This is a genomic window from Paucibacter sp. KBW04, from assembly GCF_003852425.1.
GTDB lineage: Bacteria > Pseudomonadota > Gammaproteobacteria > Burkholderiales > Burkholderiaceae_C > Paucibacter_A.
Map to the genome: position 1 here is coordinate 86,551 of NZ_QAJN01000004.1, position 15,385 is coordinate 101,935.

At 65.5% G+C, this 15,385-nt stretch carries 13 protein-coding genes; 9 read left to right on the forward strand and 4 right to left on the reverse strand.

The genetic code is table 11. The features are described from left to right. The first annotated feature begins 40 nt into the window (after positions 1-40). From DBR47_RS06615 to DBR47_RS06650, 8 genes are read left to right on the forward strand one after another with little or no spacing between them, the layout of a single operon-like run. A complete protein-coding gene (locus tag DBR47_RS06615; RefSeq protein ID WP_231512164.1) occupies positions 41-1,447 on the forward strand; it encodes a Y4yA family PLP-dependent enzyme in 1,407 nt (468 codons plus the stop codon). A 17-nt stretch (positions 1,448-1,464) separates the two neighbouring features. Continuing rightward, positions 1,465-2,457 carry a PLP-dependent cysteine synthase family protein gene (locus DBR47_RS06620; RefSeq protein ID WP_124448210.1) on the forward strand — a complete coding sequence of 331 codons (993 nt, stop codon included), beginning with the start codon at positions 1,465-1,467 and terminating at the stop codon, positions 2,455-2,457. A gap of 8 nt (positions 2,458-2,465) precedes the next feature. Continuing rightward, positions 2,466-3,620 carry an NAD/NADP octopine/nopaline dehydrogenase family protein gene (locus DBR47_RS06625; RefSeq protein ID WP_124448212.1) on the forward strand — a complete coding sequence of 385 codons (1,155 nt, stop codon included), beginning with the start codon at positions 2,466-2,468 and terminating at the stop codon, positions 3,618-3,620. Beyond that, positions 3,620-5,512: an IucA/IucC family siderophore biosynthesis protein gene (locus DBR47_RS06630; RefSeq protein WP_124448215.1), complete on the forward strand. Its 1,893-nt coding sequence runs from the start codon at positions 3,620-3,622 to the stop codon at positions 5,510-5,512. Before DBR47_RS06625 ends, DBR47_RS06630 begins: the two co-directional genes overlap by 1 nt. Continuing rightward, entirely contained in the window at positions 5,509-6,738 is a 1,230-nt protein-coding gene (locus DBR47_RS06635; RefSeq protein WP_124448217.1) for an MFS transporter, read from the forward strand. The genes DBR47_RS06630 and DBR47_RS06635 overlap by 4 nt, the downstream gene beginning before the upstream one ends. An 11-nt stretch (positions 6,739-6,749) precedes the next feature. Beyond that, positions 6,750-7,940, forward strand: a complete 1,191-nt coding sequence (locus DBR47_RS06640; protein ID WP_124448219.1) for an ABC transporter substrate-binding protein — start codon at positions 6,750-6,752, stop codon at positions 7,938-7,940. Further along, the gene (locus DBR47_RS06645) at positions 7,937-9,025 is read left to right on the forward strand and encodes an iron ABC transporter permease (RefSeq protein WP_124448221.1); all 1,089 of its coding nucleotides are present in this window, start codon (positions 7,937-7,939) and stop codon (positions 9,023-9,025) included. The genes DBR47_RS06640 and DBR47_RS06645 overlap by 4 nt, the downstream gene beginning before the upstream one ends. Beyond that, positions 9,019-9,774 (forward strand): ABC transporter ATP-binding protein, encoded by a 756-nt coding sequence (locus DBR47_RS06650; protein ID WP_124448223.1) that lies wholly within the window; start codon positions 9,019-9,021, stop codon positions 9,772-9,774. Before DBR47_RS06645 ends, DBR47_RS06650 begins: the two co-directional genes overlap by 7 nt. Here DBR47_RS06650 and DBR47_RS06655 read toward each other — a convergent pair. Next, positions 9,771-11,201, reverse strand: a complete 1,431-nt coding sequence (locus DBR47_RS06655) for a wax ester/triacylglycerol synthase family O-acyltransferase (RefSeq protein ID WP_370454877.1) — start codon at positions 11,199-11,201, stop codon at positions 9,771-9,773. The genes DBR47_RS06650 and DBR47_RS06655 overlap by 4 nt on opposite strands. Before the next feature lie 174 nt (positions 11,202-11,375). Between DBR47_RS06655 and DBR47_RS06660 the strand changes: the two genes are divergently transcribed. Next, the gene (locus DBR47_RS06660; protein ID WP_124448225.1) at positions 11,376-11,627 is read left to right on the forward strand and encodes an acyl-CoA-binding protein; all 252 of its coding nucleotides are present in this window, start codon (positions 11,376-11,378) and stop codon (positions 11,625-11,627) included. 231 nt (positions 11,628-11,858) lie between these two features. Here the strand turns inward: DBR47_RS06660 and DBR47_RS06665 are convergent, their stop codons facing one another. Genes DBR47_RS06665 through DBR47_RS06675 form a run of 3 tightly spaced genes read right to left on the reverse strand, consistent with a single transcriptional unit; the run spans position 11,859 to position 15,327 of the window. Continuing rightward, on the reverse strand, positions 11,859-12,191 hold the full coding sequence (locus DBR47_RS06665; protein ID WP_124448227.1) for a polyhydroxyalkanoic acid system family protein: 333 nt from the start codon (positions 12,189-12,191) through the stop codon (positions 11,859-11,861). A 5-nt stretch (positions 12,192-12,196) separates the two neighbouring features. Continuing rightward, a complete protein-coding gene (locus DBR47_RS06670) occupies positions 12,197-13,258 on the reverse strand; it encodes an aminopeptidase (RefSeq protein WP_231512165.1) in 1,062 nt (353 codons plus the stop codon). Further along, complete coding sequence (locus tag DBR47_RS06675; protein WP_124448229.1) at positions 13,255-15,327, reverse strand: molybdopterin-dependent oxidoreductase; 2,073 nt, start codon at positions 15,325-15,327, stop codon at positions 13,255-13,257. The genes DBR47_RS06670 and DBR47_RS06675 overlap by 4 nt, the downstream gene beginning before the upstream one ends. Positions 15,328-15,385 lie beyond the last annotated feature (58 nt).

A 15,385-nucleotide genomic window follows, 5' to 3' on the forward strand; every position in this document is an offset into this window, starting at 1 on the left:
CAACAAGATCCTGCAAGCGACGGCGGGGAGGCCGTCAATCATGACTTCTAGAACAGAGCATCCGGCCGCCCTCGATGCGGGCGCGGCCGAGGGCGTCTTCATGCCCACCGAGCTGCCGCCGCTGCTGGACGATGAGTTCGAGCAAATCCTGCGGGGCAATCCGAACTTGCTGCGGCAATGGGTGCAGGAGTTTGGCTCCCCGCTGCACATCCTCTGGCCGGAGCGCCTCAAGCGCAATGCACAAGCTTTTCAAGCCGTCGCTCGCCGCCAGAAGGTGGAGCTCGACATCTTCTACGGCGCCAAGGTCAACAAGTCTCAAGCCCTGGTGCGCGCCGCCGTCGAGGCCGGTATCGGCGTCGATGTCTCCAGCCCCTATGAATTGGCCGATGCCCTGCGCGCAGGCCTGGACCCCCGGCGCCTGGTCGCCACCGGACCGGCCAAGACCGCAGACTTCCATCGTCAGTTGCTGGCCCAAGGCGCCTTGATCTCGCTGGACTCCGTCGGGGAGTTGGAGAGTTTGCAAGCCCTGCTGGCCCATGCCCGCCCGGAGGCCACCGCCCGCTGCCTGCTGCGCTACCGGCCGCAGGCCGCGCGCATGAGCCGCTTCGGCATGGGTGAGGAAGACCTCGCCCGCTGCCTCGATTTGCTGGCCCGGGCGCCCCGCAACCTAGGCTTTGAGGGCTTTCACTTCCACCTCAGTGGCTACGAGGCGGGCACCCGCCAGCAGGCCATCAAGGAGCTGATGCCCTGGATAGAACGGGCACGCGCCCTAGGTCTGCGGCCACAGCTGATCGACATCGGCGGAGGTATGCCGATCGAGTACATCGATTCTCAGCGTTTTGCCACTTACTTGAAGACGCATAGCGGCGCCGACTATCGCCATGGCCGACGGCCCAAGGATTTCTACCCCTACGGAGGTGGCCTAGCCGCCGCCGACTGGCTGGAGCAATTGCTGGTCTCGACGCTGGACGCCAAGCACACGCTGGCCCAAGCGCTCAGCTCAAGGGGCTTGCGCCTGGCCATTGAGCCAGGGCGCAGCCTGGTCGATCAGGCCGCGATCTCGGTCTTTCGCGTCAACCGCCTCAAGCCCTTGGCCCAGGGGCAGCAGGTCGTCTTCGTCGAAGGGAGCAGCTTCAGCGCCTGCGAAACCTGGTTCGCATCTGAATACCTGGTGGACCCGATCTTGATCGGCGCCGCAGCGGTGCCGGACTCGCCTCCCACCTTGGCCTATATCGCAGGCCATAGCTGCCTGGACGACGACGTGCTCTGCAACCGCCTGGTGCGATTCGCACGCCCGCCGCAAGGCCAGGACCTGCTGGTCTACGCCAATACGGCGGGCTATCAGATGGACTTGCTGGAGAACGAATTCCATCGTCACCCCAACCCCAAGCGGATCGCCATCGGCCGATCCGCGCAGGGCGGCATCAGCGTCGCACTCGACAACTAACACCTCGGAGCCATTGCATGATTTTTGAGAACGTCAGTGATTTGATCGGCGGCACCCCCATCCTGGGTCTGCCCTTGCCCAGCTACAACTCCATGCTCTTGCTGAAGATGGAGAAGAACAACCCCGGCGGCAGCATGAAGGACCGCATGGCCCGCAGCATGGTGGAGGCGGCCTTGCAGTCCGGCCGGCTCAAACCGGGTGGCGTGGTGGTCGAGTCCTCCTCGGGCAATACCGGCATCGGCCTGGCCATCGCCGCCATTGACCGCGGCCTGCGCTTCATCGCCGTGGTCGACCACCATGCCGCACCCGACAAGATTGCGGTGATGCGGGCGCTAGGCGCCGAGATTCGCTATGTCCAAGGCGAGTACGCCGAGAACGAGGTCGCGGTGGTGGAACGCCAACGCCTGGCCGCCGAACTGGCCGAGCAAATCCCTGGCGCCCTGTTCATGAATCAGTCCGACAACCCGGCCAACCCGGCCGGTTACGCCGGCTTTGTGCGCGAAGCCCTGGCGCAGACCCAGGGCCGGCTCGACGCCTTTGTGGGCTGCGTAGGCACCGGCGGCTCCATGGCCGGGATTGCGCGCGGCCTCAAACAGCACCGGGCCGAGATCACCACCATCGGGGTCGAGCCCTGCGGCTCCATCGTCTTCGGCCAGGCCGGCCACCCCTACTACCAGTCGGGCACCGGCACCCCCAAGGGCGATACCGTGGGCTTGGTGGTGGACTACGCAAGCATAGACCTGGGCGTGCAGGTCAGCGATGCCCAGGCCTTCGAGACCGCCCGCTACCTGGCCAGGCGCAAAGGCATCCTGGTCGGCGGATCGAGCGGCGGGGCGATTTACAAGGCCCTGGAGCTGATCCACAGCGGCAGGCTCCGGGGTCAGGTCTTGACACCGGTGGCCGACGGTGGCGAGAAGTACCTGCACACCGTCTACAACGAGGATTGGTTGCGCGAGCGCGAGCTGCTGGACCCACGCATCGCCGCCAATCTGAGCAGGTGGCTGAGTTGAGTCCTGCGATGCCCACACTCAAGGTCTCCCTCTGCGGTGGCGGCCGCACCGGCCATTTGAACGCCGTGCTCTTCAAGCAAAAGCCGGGGGTGCAGGTTGCCCTGCTCAGCCAGAACGCCCGGCTGCTGGCGGCGCATGCGGACGATGCCGAACAAGGCCTGCGCGTCTGGCTACCCGATGGCAGCGCTCTGCACGCTCGCCCCGACATCGTCAGCGACGACCCGGCGCTGACCCTGCACGATGTGGATGTGGTGATCATCACCGTGCCGGCCCAGCTGCGCTGGGAGCTGCTGCGCCGTATCGCCCCCCAATTGCCGCGCCACAAGCCGGTGTTTGTCGGCGCCATTCCGGGCTTTTGCGGCTTCGACTGGCTGGCCGAGAAGGCCTTGGCCGACTGCCCCAACGCGGTGATCTGGGGCATGAAGGACGTGCCCCACACCGCCTTTGATCTGCAAGCCGGCCACTCTGTGCGCATGGGTGGCGCCAAAAGCCTGCTGCATATGGCCTGTCATGCCCGCGAGTCAGCAAGCCAGCGCCAGCAAGTGCTGGCCTGCCTGCAAAGGCTTTATGAGGCCCCCGTCCAGCTGCTGGAGAACTACCTCGAAATCACGCTGACCCCTGGCAACCCCATCATGCACAGCTCGGTGATCTACGGCCTCATCGGGCCTTACGGGCAATACCACCAAAGGGCCTTGCCCGGCCCGCTGTGCTGGTGGAGCGAATGCCCGGAGTTGGGCGCCTATTTTCTGGAACGCTGCGACGAGGAAAACCAGCGCCTTTGCCGGGCGGTGGAGCAAGCCCTGGGCATAGACCTGAGCTCGGTCAAACCGCTGCGCCAGGAAATCATCGAGGCCTATGGCGAGCAGATCCGCGAGACCCACAGCATGCTGTCGGTACTGCGCAGCAACCAGGCCTATGCCGATATCTACGCCCCCCTGCTTGCCGACGCGCAAGGCGGCTACTGGGTGGACACGCAGAGCCGCGCTTTTGAAGAAGACGTGGCTTTCGGCCTCGCCACCCTGGTCGAGATGGGCCGCCGCCTGGCCCTGCCCCTGCCCCATATCGAAGAGCTGTTCGCCTGGACCTCGGCTCATATGGGCGGCCTGCGTCAATCCTCCTGCCACTACATCCCCAGCGACTGGCCCAAGCGCAACAAGCCATGATGAATTTCGAAGCCATCCCCGACCCCGAGCAGCTCAAACCCGAGCCCGGCGAGCAGGCCGCCGCCCTGGCGCAGGCCGAACTCAATGCGCTGCGGCGCCTGCTGCGCTGCCTGTTCGCCGAAGGCCTATGGGACGCCGCTCAGTTGAAGTTCGACGCCAACACCCAAAGCGCCACCCTGCCTCTGGGGACCAGGGGCGAGCACCTGCGCTTTGAGCGGCTTTGGGCTGCGCCGGCCGGGACCTATCTCAACCAAGCAAGCATTCAATGGTGCATGCCTGGCCAGGCCCCGCAAGACTTGCGCTCGTCCCAGCAGCTGATTGATTTGCTGGACCCCAGCGCCAGCAGCGCCGAAGGCCTGGCCGCCCTGCGCACCGACGTCGCCAATAGCGTGACCAACGATGCCCAGGCACGCCTGCATCGCCAGGCCTGGAAGACGGCGCTGGCGAGCCAGATCAGCCAAGCCGCTTGCGAAAGCCTGCCGGGCTATCTGCGCCAGGGCTCCACCTTGCGGGCCGCCCTGCTGCTGGATCAGTGGGGCGCCCTGGAAGGTCATCCCTTCTACCCGACCTGGAAGTCCAAGCCCGCGCTAAGCCCCGCTCAGGTGGCGGCCCTGTCGCCGGAATTTGGCGCTCGGGTGCAAGTACGCATCGCGGCCCTGCAGGCCGATAACGCCTATATCGAGCGCATGTCGCATGTCCGCAGCCTGCCCGAATATTTTGCGACCGAGTTCCCCGCGCTCTGGCAGCCCTGGTGCGAAGGCCTGCGCCGCCGTGGCCTGGACCCCTCGCAATGGCTGCCCTTGCCCATCCACGGCTGGCATCTTGAGAATTTTGTACGCCAGGGCTTTGCGCAAGAAATCGAGGCCGGCCTGCTGATCACCGAGGGGCCGGAGCTGCTGTGCGCGCCCACCATGTCCTTCCGCACTCTCATGCCCATGGCCCCAGACGGCGCCCCCATGATCAAACTGCCCATGGCCCTGTGGCTCACCGGTGAGCAACGCAGCTTGCAGGCCAAGTCCATCCATATGGGCCCACGCATCAGCGAGCTGCTGCAGCGGATCTTGAAACTCGAGAACGGCTTCGACGGCGGGCTGGAAATCTTTGCCGAAGAAGTGGCCTTCCATTACCGCAATGCCCACAGCCAGGAGGACGCGCCGGGGCGTTTTCTCTCGGTGGCCTTCCGCCAAAGCCGCCCAGCCCTGGACCGACAGGACGGCCTGCTGCCCGTGCCGGTGGCGGCCCTGTTCAGCCAGAGCCCCTTGAGCCCGCGCCCCCTCGTCACCGAGCTGATCGAAGGCCGCGGGCCGCGCGCCTCGGCGGCGGCGGTGCAGGCTTTCTTCCGCCGCTATGCGCGCGTCATCACCCGGCCCTGCATCGCCCTCTATCTGCTGTACGGCCTCGGCCTGGAAGCACATCAGCAAAACAGCACCGTGTTGTTTGACGCCGAGGGCCAGCCCTGCCGCCTGCTGATGCGCGACTTTGGCGATGGCCGCAGCTTTGCCCCCCTGCTGGAGGCGCGCGGCCTGAGCCTGGCACCTTATGTGCACAAAGGCATTCTGCCCACCGTGTTCCGCGACTCCATCGCGCCGGTACGAAACCTGCTGATCCATGCTGGCTTTGTCTGCCATCTGCACGAGCTGGCCTTGCTGCTGAGCGAGGAGTACCACCTCGGCGACAAGGTGCTGTGGAACATCTTGCGCGAGGAGACCGCCGCCGCCTTTGACGCCGTCCGAGCCAGAGTCACAGACCCTGCTTTTTGGCAGGACGAGCGCGAGCACTTTTTGCAGCAGCCCTGGCCCTGCCGTTCGCTGCTGAGCATGCATCTGCAGCGCTATCGCGACTACCGCCTGCAACACCTGCTCGCCAACCCCTTGGCGCTGGCGACGCCATGAGCACGCCCAGCCCGCCCCTCCAAGCCGCCCGCCCCAGCAGCCTGCCGGCCCTGCGCCTGCTGTTTGCCATCCAGCTGATCGCCATGGGGGCGATGGAGATGAGCGGCCCCTTCTGGCCCGTCCATCTGCGCAGCCTCACTAGCAACGAGCAGCTGTTCAGTCTGGCCGCCGTGGGCGTCTACGTCGCGCCCATGCTGGGGCTGATGCTCAGCAGCGCCTTCTGGGGCCGCATCGGCGACCGTCACGGGCACAAGCTGATGATGATGCGCGCCCTGCTGGGCCTGGGCCTGACCCAGTTCGCCCTGTGCTTTTGCACCGAGGTCTGGAGCATCTTGGCCCTGCGCTTCTTACAAGGCACTTGCGCGGGCTTTATCGCGCCGGCCCAGGCCTATGGCGTGTCCATCGCCCCGGCGCAGGGCCGCGCGCGGCTGTTCGCTTTTTTGCAGATCGCCACCAATCTGGGCTCGCTGGGCGGCGCCTTGCTAGGGGGCTTGATCCTGGATCAAAGCAGCTTTGTCTGGGTCAATGCCTTGGCCGCCTGTCTGTGCGCGCTCTGCCTCCTGGCCACCTGGCTTTGCCTGCCCCGGTCGCCCATCAAGCCGCCGTCGCCGCCGCCCTTGCCGCGGGCGATGGCCGAGGCTCCGACGCCTTGGCTGCGGGGGCCGATTGCGGCACTGCTGCTGATCAGCGCCCTCTTGCTGCTGGCCCGCATGCTGGGCCAAAGCTCTTTCGCCCTGTATGTGCAGACCGAGTTTGCGGTGGGCAACTGGCTCACCGGCCTGTGCTACGGGCTGATGGCCCTGGGCTTTGTCAGCTCGGCCACGCGCTGGGCGGCGCACTTCGAGGGCAAATCAGCGCCCCAGGTGCTGCCGCAGATCGCCCTGGTGGCCACGGCCTGTGCGCTGCTGACCGGCTTGGCCGGCATGACCCAGCACATCGGCCTCTTCATCGCCCTGCATTTCGCCTGGGGCATCGCGCTGGGCGCCACCACACCGATTTTGAGCAGCCTGATCTCCCGCGCCGCCGGGCCCAAGCGTCAAGGCCGGGTGCTGGGGCTGGCGCAGAGCTGCAATCAGTTCGCTTCCATCGGCGGCATTGCCCTGGGCATGGGCTTTTGCCAATGGCTGGGGCTACAACACCTGTTCGCCTTCATCGCTTCTTTCTACGCCATCGCCGCGCTCAGCATCTTGCTGCTGCGCGGGCGCATCTCATCATCCTTGAGCTGAACCCATTCACCATGCACGAGCCGAATCGAACCACACAACACCAGATCTGGCGCAGACGGGCGCTGCTGCTCGCAGGCCTGGCCGCCATCGTCTGGGCCCTCAGTCTCTTGCCCTGGAAGCAGGCCGACACCGCGCCTCGCCCAAGCCAGGCCCAAGGCACGCGGGTGAAGGACCTGCTGGGCCGCGAGGTCGAGCTCAATCTGCCAGTACAAAAAGTGGTGCTGGGCGAGGGCCGCCAGCTCTACCTGTGGGCCGCCCTGGATGCGAAGCAGCCGCTGGCGCGCATCGCCGCCTGGCGCTCGGACCTGATGCAGGCCGACCCCGACACCTATGCCCAGTACCAACAGCGCTTTCCCGAGATCGGCCACATCCCCAGCTTCGCTGCGCTGGATGCAGAACAGCTGATCGGCCTCAAACCCGATGTGGTCCTGCTCAATATCGATGCCCAACGCGCGAGCAGCGATACCGGCATGGTGGAGAAGCTGGCGGCGGCCGGCATCCCGGTGCTTTACATCGACTTCCGTCACCAGCCTATGCAGAACACGGACGCCACCATCCGCCTGATCGGCCAATTGCTGGGCCAAGAGGCCAGGGCCCAGGCCTTGATAGCGTTCAGGCAACAAGAGCTTGCCAAGGTCAGCGAACGCCTGGCCGCAAGCAATCCTGTGCGCCCCAAGGTCTTTATCGAACGCACCGGCGGCCTCAGCGAGGAATGTTGCCTGAGCTTCGGTGACGAGAATTTTGGCCGTTATGTCCAGCTGGCCGGTGGCGAGAACATTGCCAAGAATCTGCTGCCCGGCACCTTTGGCCAGATCAATCCGGAGCAGGTACTGGCCGCCAACCCGGCCCATGTGGTGGTGACCAGCGCCAACTGGCAGGCCTATGCGCCCGGCGGCCGCTGGGTGGCCGTGGGGCCTGGGGCCGATCCGTTCGAGGCCAGGCGCAAGCTGACGGGCTATCTGGCCCGCCCCGCCTATGCCGGCAGCGAGGCGCTGCGCGAGCGGCAGCTGCACGCCGTCTGGCACCAGTTCTACAACAGCCCCTATCAGTTCATCGCGGTTCAACAAATGGCCAAGTGGTTCCATCCCCAGCTGTTTGCCGACCTGGACCCGGAGGCCAGCTTCCGCGAGCTGCACCAACGTTTCCTGCCCATCGACTACCAGCCCGGCTACTTCCTCAGCCTGAGGGAGACCCGTCCATGAACACACAGACCCTGCAACTGCCCCGCGCCAAGCCCCAAGCCAATGCCGGCAGCTACCGGGCCTTGATCCGCCGCCGCCAGCTGCTGCTCATTGGGCTTGGCCTGCTTTTGCTCGCCAGCTTCTTGCTGGATCTCGGCTCCGGACCGATTCGCTACGAGCTGGGCGAGGTCTTGCAAGCCCTGTTGCATCCGGACGAAGCCAGCCCGCAGGCGCGCATCGTGATGTGGGAGATCCGCCTGCCCGTGGCCTTGATGGCCTTGGTCGTGGGCGCCGCGCTATCGCTGGCCGGCGCCCAGATGCAGACGGTGCTCAACAACCCCTTGGCCAGCCCCTTCACCTTGGGCGTGTCGGCGGCCGCCAGCTTTGGTGCCGCCCTGGGCCTGGCCTTCGGTGTGCAGCTGCTGCCCCAGGCTTGGGGTCTTCTGAGCGACTATCTCGTGCCGCTCAACGCCTTTGTGATGGCCTTGCTCTGCTCGGGCCTGATCTATGGTTTGAGCCGTCAACCGGGTGCACGGCCGGAAACCCTGGTCTTGCTCGGCATCGCCCTGGTGTTCACCTTCAATGCCTTGCTGGCCCTGGTGCAGTTTTTCGCCAGCGAGCAAGCCGTGGCCGCCGTGGTGTTCTGGACCATGGGCAGCTTGAACAAGGCCAGCTGGCCCAAGCTGGCCATCACATCTGCCGCCCTGCTGCTGGCCCTGCCCCTGTTTGCCCGCCAGGCTTGGGCGCTCACCGCCCTGCGCCTGGGCGACGACAAGGCGGCCAGCTTTGGCGTCGCGGTCCAGCGCCTGCGCCTGCAAGTGCTCTTGCTGGTCAGCCTGCTGGCGGCCTTTCCGGTGGCCTTTGTCGGCACCATAGGTTTTGTGGGTCTGGTGGGCCCACACATCGCCCGCATGCTGATCGGCGAGGACCAGCGCTTCTTCATTCCCGCGTCTTTGCTCTGTGGGGCGCTGATCTTGTCGCTCAGCTCGGTGCTCAGCAAGCTGCTGCTGCCGGGTGCCATCGTGCCCATAGGCATCGTCACCTCCTTGATAGGCCTGCCCTTTTTCATCTTCCTGATTGTGCGCAGCGGAAAACGCCCATGCTGAGCCTTCAAATGCAAGATCTGGGCGCCAGCTACGGCGCGAAACAAGCCCTGAGCGGCGTGTGCAGCCCACCGCTCAAGGGCGGCGAGCTGGTGGCCGTCATCGGCCCCAATGCCGCCGGCAAATCCACTCTTTTCAAACGCATGGCCGGGCTGCTTCCCGGCCCTGGTCAGCTACGTCTGGAGGGCTCGCGCCGAGGGCAGCAGGCCATCGTCTACTTGCCGCAGGACAACTCGGCCAGCCCGGCGTTGACGGTCTATGAATCAATCTTGCTGGCCTGCAAACAAGGCAGTGGGCGCTGGCAGGTGAGCGCCGAGGAGCTGGCCTTGATCGATGAGACGCTGGCCTCGCTAGGCATTGCCGAGCTCGCATTTCGTCAACTGGGCGAACTCAGCGGCGGCCAGCGGCAACTGGCCTCCATCGCGCAGACCTTGGTGCGCAAGCCCGAGGTGCTGCTGCTGGACGAGCCCACCAGCGCCCTGGACCTGCACCGGCAGTTGCAGGTGCTGGCCCTGCTGCGCGAGCTGGCGCGCCAGCGTGGCCTGCTGATCTTCATCGCCATTCATGATCTCAATCAGGCCCTGCGCTTTGCCGACCAGACCCTGGTCTTGGCCCAGGGCCGGCACTGCGCCTGCGGGCCCAGCAAGGCGGTGATCTGCGCCTCCATGCTGCGCGAAATTTATCAACTCAGTGCCAGGGTCGAGCCTTGCTCGCAGGGCTCGCTACAAGTAATTGTGGACGGCATGGCTTAATCATTCCCTTCCCCGCCCCAGGGCAGCATCAGCGCCAGCACCAGCAGCTTGTTGAACTCGGGGGTGAATTGCTCGATCACCCCCTCGGGGTCGGGGCACAGGCCGCTGTCGGTGATCAGGCCGAACTGCACATGGCCGGCATAGGTCAGGATGCTGACGCCCACGCCGATATCGCCGGACTGCGGCACCCAGAACATCACCCGCTCCACCGTCGCACCGCAGAACTTCAAGGCCTCGGCCGGGCCGGGCACATTGGTCATCACCGCCGTGGCCTTCTTGGCAAACAGATTCAGCATGGCCTGCTGCACCGGCTTGATCAAGAGCCCCGCCACCGACAGCAGGCCAAAGGCCAGCACCGGCTGAAAGCTGCCCTTGAGCTCCTGCATCCGCGCTTTCACCGCGTAGAGCCGCTCCACCGGGTTTTCTATGCCAATGGGCAGGACCAGGGGCACCAGGCCGAAACGATTGCCCAGCTGATAGGCCTTCTCCAGCGGGCGCAGATTGACCGGCACCATGGCGCGGATCTCCTGGCCGCTGACATCGTCGCCCTTTTCCTGCAGGTAGCGGCCGATGGCCCCGGCCACGCAACTCAGCAAGACATCGTTGATCGAAGCGTTCATGGCCTTGCCCACCGCCTTGACGGCATCCAGGGGCAGGGGCTCGCCCCAGGCCACCCGCTTGGCCGTGCCGGGCTTGCCCTTGAGCCGGGTGTGGGAGTCGTCCGCCATCAAGGCAAAGGCCGCCACATCACTGACCGCCTGATAGCCCAGGCGCGCCATCTCCAGGCTGTTGTCGATGGGGTGCGGCGTATGCATCATCTGATCGACCGACTTGGACATGCCTTTGCCGGCCAGGCGTATGGCCTTGATGGTCATGTCGGAGATGGGGCGCAGCAAGGTGTCGGTGAGCCAGTCCTGATCATCCCTGGCCTGCTGCTGGCGCTTGGGGGGCGCGCGGCCGCCATCGGTGATGGACAGCATCACGGCGATCAAGGCGATGCCGTCGCCGATGCAGTGATGGATGCGGGCGATCAAGGCGCTGGAGCCGTCCCCCATATCCTCGACCAGCTGGAATTGCCAGAGCGGATGCGCCGGGTCCAGGGGCTGCATGGCCAGCTCGCCCACCCGCTCCTTCAGCGCGGCCTCCGCCGTTTGCCCGCGCAAGGGCAGCAAGATCTCGGCCAGGACGTGGCGTTGGATGTCGAAGTCCTCATCCTCCACCCATTGGGCGCCCAGATGATCTTCGACCACTTTTTGCTGGAAGCGGGGGTATTGCAGCAGGCGCGCCTCGATGCGCTCGCGCATGGCGGCGAGCGTGATGCCGGGGCGGATGCGCCACACGCCCACAATCATCATCAGATTGGACTCGGTGTCCATGCGCAGCCAGGCCGTGTCCACCTTGGACATGCGTTCATGCAAAGAAGCCAAAGTCGTCTCCTGTTGTTCTACAGCCCCCTGCAAACCGGCCGCGCGGGTGTTCGGTTTGCGGGGATCTTGAATCTATCTCTCTAATTACGGCGAACAATGATGGTTAACATCGCTGCCGTCCATACCGATTGTCACCAAGTGACCCTGCGTCACACCCCAAAAGGAGATCCTCCAATGAGCCTCAAAGAACAATTCGAAGCCGCCGTTGCAGCATCCAAGCAACTGCCCGAGCGCCCGGACAATATGACCCTGCTCAAGCTCTATGCCCTGTACAAGCAAGGCAGCGCTGGCGATGTGGAAGGCTCGCGCCCCGGCTTCACCGATATGGTGGGCCGCGCCAAGTTCGACGCCTGGGCCGGCCTCAAGGGCACCAGCCAGGACGAAGCCCAACAACAGTACATCGACCTGATCGATTCTCTGAAGTAAACCTACCCCTCGCCCAGTCTCGCCTCGCTGAACGCGGGCGAGTCTGGTCGGTCCCCCGAGGGGACGGTGATGCGTGGCGGATTGACCGCCAAGCATCACCAACGCGGGCCGGCTTGGCGGGCTGGAGTCGGACACAAGCAGTCCCTGCGGACTGCTTGTGCCTACGGAGGGCCATTGGCCTCCGGCCCATGGCGGCCCGGCGCTCGGCCCGTCAGCCGACCTTGAGTTCACTCAGGTCGGCTTTTTCTTGGCCGCCTTCTTTGCCGTGGCTGCATCGGCCGCCAACAAAGCATCCAACTCCTTCTGGATCTCGCCCTCGATGGTGGACTTGAAGGCGCCCAGCAGCAGGCCCAGCTTGGCATGCAGGTCGAAGTGCTTGGCGGCCACCACCAGTTCGCCCTTGACGCCGGAGCGGCTGAACTCCACCGTGTCGCTGGTCTTGCCTTCGAGCACGGTGCATTCCATATCGAATTTGGCCTCGACCTGCTCGGCCCAGGCCCAGGCGATTTCGCGGGCGCGCTTGAGGCCCAAATCATGGTCTCGGTGAATGCGGATGTCGGCCATGATGCTTAGTCTCCAGGCTGGTGTTTGGGGGTGGCCAGCAGCAGCAATTGCTGCTGGCGCTGTGATTTTGGCAGTGCCGCCAGGCGCTGCACCTCGGCATAAAACCGGGGCCAGTCGCACCCATGGGCGTCGAGCAAGGCCTCAAAAGCGGGGCTGAGCTCGGTATAGGCCGAGAGCAGGGCAAAGCTGGCATTGTTGGCACGCGCGCCCCAAGCCTCCAAGCCCGGCTCGGCACGCAAGGCCTGCATCAGCTCGGCCTTGGCGCGGCGCTTCTCGGTCGGGGTCTGCGGGCCGCTGTAAATGGCTTGCAGCTGGGCGCGGTAGCGGCCGGTGAGCGCACGAAACTGCTCGCGCCGCAACTGCCTGGCTTGATAGGCCTCGCGCGCTTGCGGGCTGCCCGCCTGCGCCAACCAAGCTTGCGCGCCGCGCCGCTCCACGGCCGTGGCAAAGGCTTCGTTGAAGGCCGTGTCGTCTGCGGCATAGGCGACCTGGTGGGCCAGCTCGTGAAAAATCAGCCCGGCCAACTCCCCCTCCGGGTAGCGGATGAAGCTGCTGAGCAAGGGGTCGCCGCCCATCCAATTGCTCCAGCCTAAGGTCGAATAGGCCGGCACCGGGTAGACCAGGACCTCCAGCTCAGAGTCCTCGGCCTGCAAAGACTGGGCATAGGCCTGCGCCTCGGCCTTGTCGAAGTAACCGCGATAGCCCACGCAGCCCATCACCGGGAAACACCAGGTCTTGAGCATCAAACTCAGCTCGGGCGTGGCCACCACATTCCAGACCACGGCCTCGCGCTGCAAATCGGCATAGCGGCGGTAGCTGTCGTTGTCGGGCAGATGCAGCTGCTGGACGGAAAAATCCCGCATGCGCTGGCTCAAAACCAGGCGCTCGCGCAGCTCGGGGCTTGTTTGCGGGTCTTGCACAAGCTGCGCCACCGGCTGGGCCGAGGCCATCAGGCGCAAATGCCCGCCCACGGATTGGCTCAGATAGCCCAGCTGGGCGCAGCCCGCCACCGCGGCCAGCAGCAAGCCGGCCGTCAAACCGATCGCCAGCTTGCGCAGCACGATCACGCGGCCAGCGCTTCCAGTTCCACCAAACAATCGTAGAAGCTAGGCGCCTGGCCCATATCGGTCAGGCCCTGGTGAGTCACTTCATTGACATTGGTGCCCGCCGCACCCAGCTTGCGCCACCACACGCCCAGGCCGTTGACCACGCCGGGCCGGGCCCTTGCGTTAATGGCCAGGCGGCAGACATAGCTGCCGCGGTCGTTGAAGACCCGCACCATGGTGCCGTCCACCAGGCCGCGTGCGGCGGCGTCCTCAGCATGCACCTCGACCAAGGGCTCGCCCTCGATATCGCGCAAGCTCTTCACATTGACGAAGCTGGAGTTGAGGAAATTGCGCGCCGGCGGCGAGATCATGGCCAGCGGATAGCGCCGTGCGAGGTCGGGGCTAGAGGCTTGGCTTTCGTAATTGGCGACGTAATCCGCCCCTGCCGCATGGACCCGACCATTGGCCGTGGGGAAGCCGCCTTGCGCGAAAGGCGCCTCGGGCACAGGCAGGCTGAACCAGCCCTGGGCGCGCAAGGCTTCGAAATCGATGGCCGCGGTGAAGGCCTGGCGCGCCAGCTGCTCGTCCGTCTCGGCAAAGCAGGGCTCGGTGAAGCCCATGGCGGCGGCCAGCTCGCGGAAGATCTGGGTATTGGGCTTGGCCTCGCCGATGGGGTCTACGGCCTGCTCGTTGATCAGGACATCGGTATGGCCATAGCTGGTGTGCACATCCAGATGCTCCAGCTGGGTAGTGGCGGGCAGGACGTAATCGGCCAGATCGGCGGTGTCCGTCATGAAATGCTCCAGCACCACGGTGAAGAGATCGCTGCGCTGAAAACCGCGCACCACCTTGGGCGACTCCGGCGCCACCGCCACCGGGTTGCTGTTGTAAACGATCAAGGCTTCGATCTTGGGGCCGAAATCGGCGCTGGCCTCACGCAGCAAGTCGTCACCAATCGTGCTCATATTGATGCTGCGGGGTGCGGGGCCTTGCAGCAGCTCGGGCCGCTCCAGCGCGGCCGTGTTCTTGTAGGGCGCGAACCAGCCCGAGCTGGACAGGAGCAGGCCACCGGCGCGGCTGCGCCAGGCGCCGGTCAGGCAGGGCAGCAAGGCCACCAGGCGCACCGCATTGCCGCCGCCGCGCACCCGCTGCATGCCGTAGTTCAGGCGTATCGCCGCCGGCTGGGTCGTGCCGTAGTCGCGCGCCAGCTGGCTGAGCTCGGCGGCCGTGATGCCGCAGACCTCGGCCACCCGCTCGGGCGGCCATTGCAAGGCCTTGGCCTTCAGCTCCTCCCAGCCATCGACATGGGCATTCAGATAGTCGTGGTCCAGCCAATCGTTTTGGATCAGCTCATGCATCAGCCCCAGGGCCAGGGCGCCATCGGTGCCGGGCAAGAGGGCGATGTGCTGGTGGCATTTGTCGGCCGTCTCGGTCTTGCGCGGGTCTATGCAGATCAGCTTGGCGCCGGCGCGCTTGGCCTGGTTGGCGAAGGTCCAGAAATGCAAGTTGGAGGCAATCGAGTTGCTGCCCCAGATCAGGATGAGTTGGCTCTCGGCGAAAAAGGGCAGGTGCATGCCCACCTTGTGGCCGTAGGTGGCCGTCATGGCCGCGCCCCCGGCAGAGGCGCAGATGGTGCGATCCAGGCGCGAGGCGCCCAGGCGATTGAAAAAGCGGGCCGACATGCCCTCGCCTTGAACCAAGCCCATGGTGCCGGCATAGCTGTACGGCAGGATGGCTTGCGGCTCGCGGGCGGCAATCGCCTTCAGGCGGGCGGCGATATCAGCCAAGGCGTCCGCCCAGCTCACCGGCACAAAGCGCGGCGCCTCATGCTTGGCGCTGACGCGCTTGAGGGGCTGCAGCACACGCTCGGGGTGATAGGTGCGCTCCGCGTAACGCGAGACCTTGGTGCACAGGGCGCCGTGGGTGCTGCGGTGTTCGGCCGCGCCCTGCACCTTGATCACCCGTTCGTTCTCGACGGTGATCCTCAATGCGCAGGTGTCGGGGCAGTCGTGCGGGCAGGCGCCCTTGACGATGCGGGTCTGGCTGGCGGGGCTCTTGCTGCTGTGAATGGGGGTGGCTGTGGCGCTCATCTTCCTACTATTGCACAAGCCCGCGGCCACCCGGGCACGAGGCTGGCGGGGCCGCAAC

Coding starts and splice junctions, on each gene's coding strand:
- DBR47_RS06640 (WP_124448219.1), top strand. CDS start 6,750: ATGCACGAGCCGAATCGAACCACACAACACCAGATCTGGCGCAGACGG.
- DBR47_RS06620 (WP_124448210.1), top strand. CDS start 1,465: ATGATTTTTGAGAACGTCAGTGATTTGATCGGCGGCACCCCCATCCTG.
- DBR47_RS06675 (WP_124448229.1), bottom strand. CDS start 15,327: ATGAGCGCCACAGCCACCCCCATTCACAGCAGCAAGAGCCCCGCCAGC.
- DBR47_RS06645 (WP_124448221.1), top strand. CDS start 7,937: ATGAACACACAGACCCTGCAACTGCCCCGCGCCAAGCCCCAAGCCAAT.
- DBR47_RS06615 (WP_231512164.1), top strand. CDS start 41: ATGACTTCTAGAACAGAGCATCCGGCCGCCCTCGATGCGGGCGCGGCC.
- DBR47_RS06625 (WP_124448212.1), top strand. CDS start 2,466: ATGCCCACACTCAAGGTCTCCCTCTGCGGTGGCGGCCGCACCGGCCAT.
- DBR47_RS06660 (WP_124448225.1), top strand. CDS start 11,376: ATGAGCCTCAAAGAACAATTCGAAGCCGCCGTTGCAGCATCCAAGCAA.
- DBR47_RS06635 (WP_124448217.1), top strand. CDS start 5,509: ATGAGCACGCCCAGCCCGCCCCTCCAAGCCGCCCGCCCCAGCAGCCTG.
- DBR47_RS06665 (WP_124448227.1), bottom strand. CDS start 12,191: ATGGCCGACATCCGCATTCACCGAGACCATGATTTGGGCCTCAAGCGC.
- DBR47_RS06630 (WP_124448215.1), top strand. CDS start 3,620: ATGAATTTCGAAGCCATCCCCGACCCCGAGCAGCTCAAACCCGAGCCC.
- DBR47_RS06650 (WP_124448223.1), top strand. CDS start 9,019: ATGCTGAGCCTTCAAATGCAAGATCTGGGCGCCAGCTACGGCGCGAAA.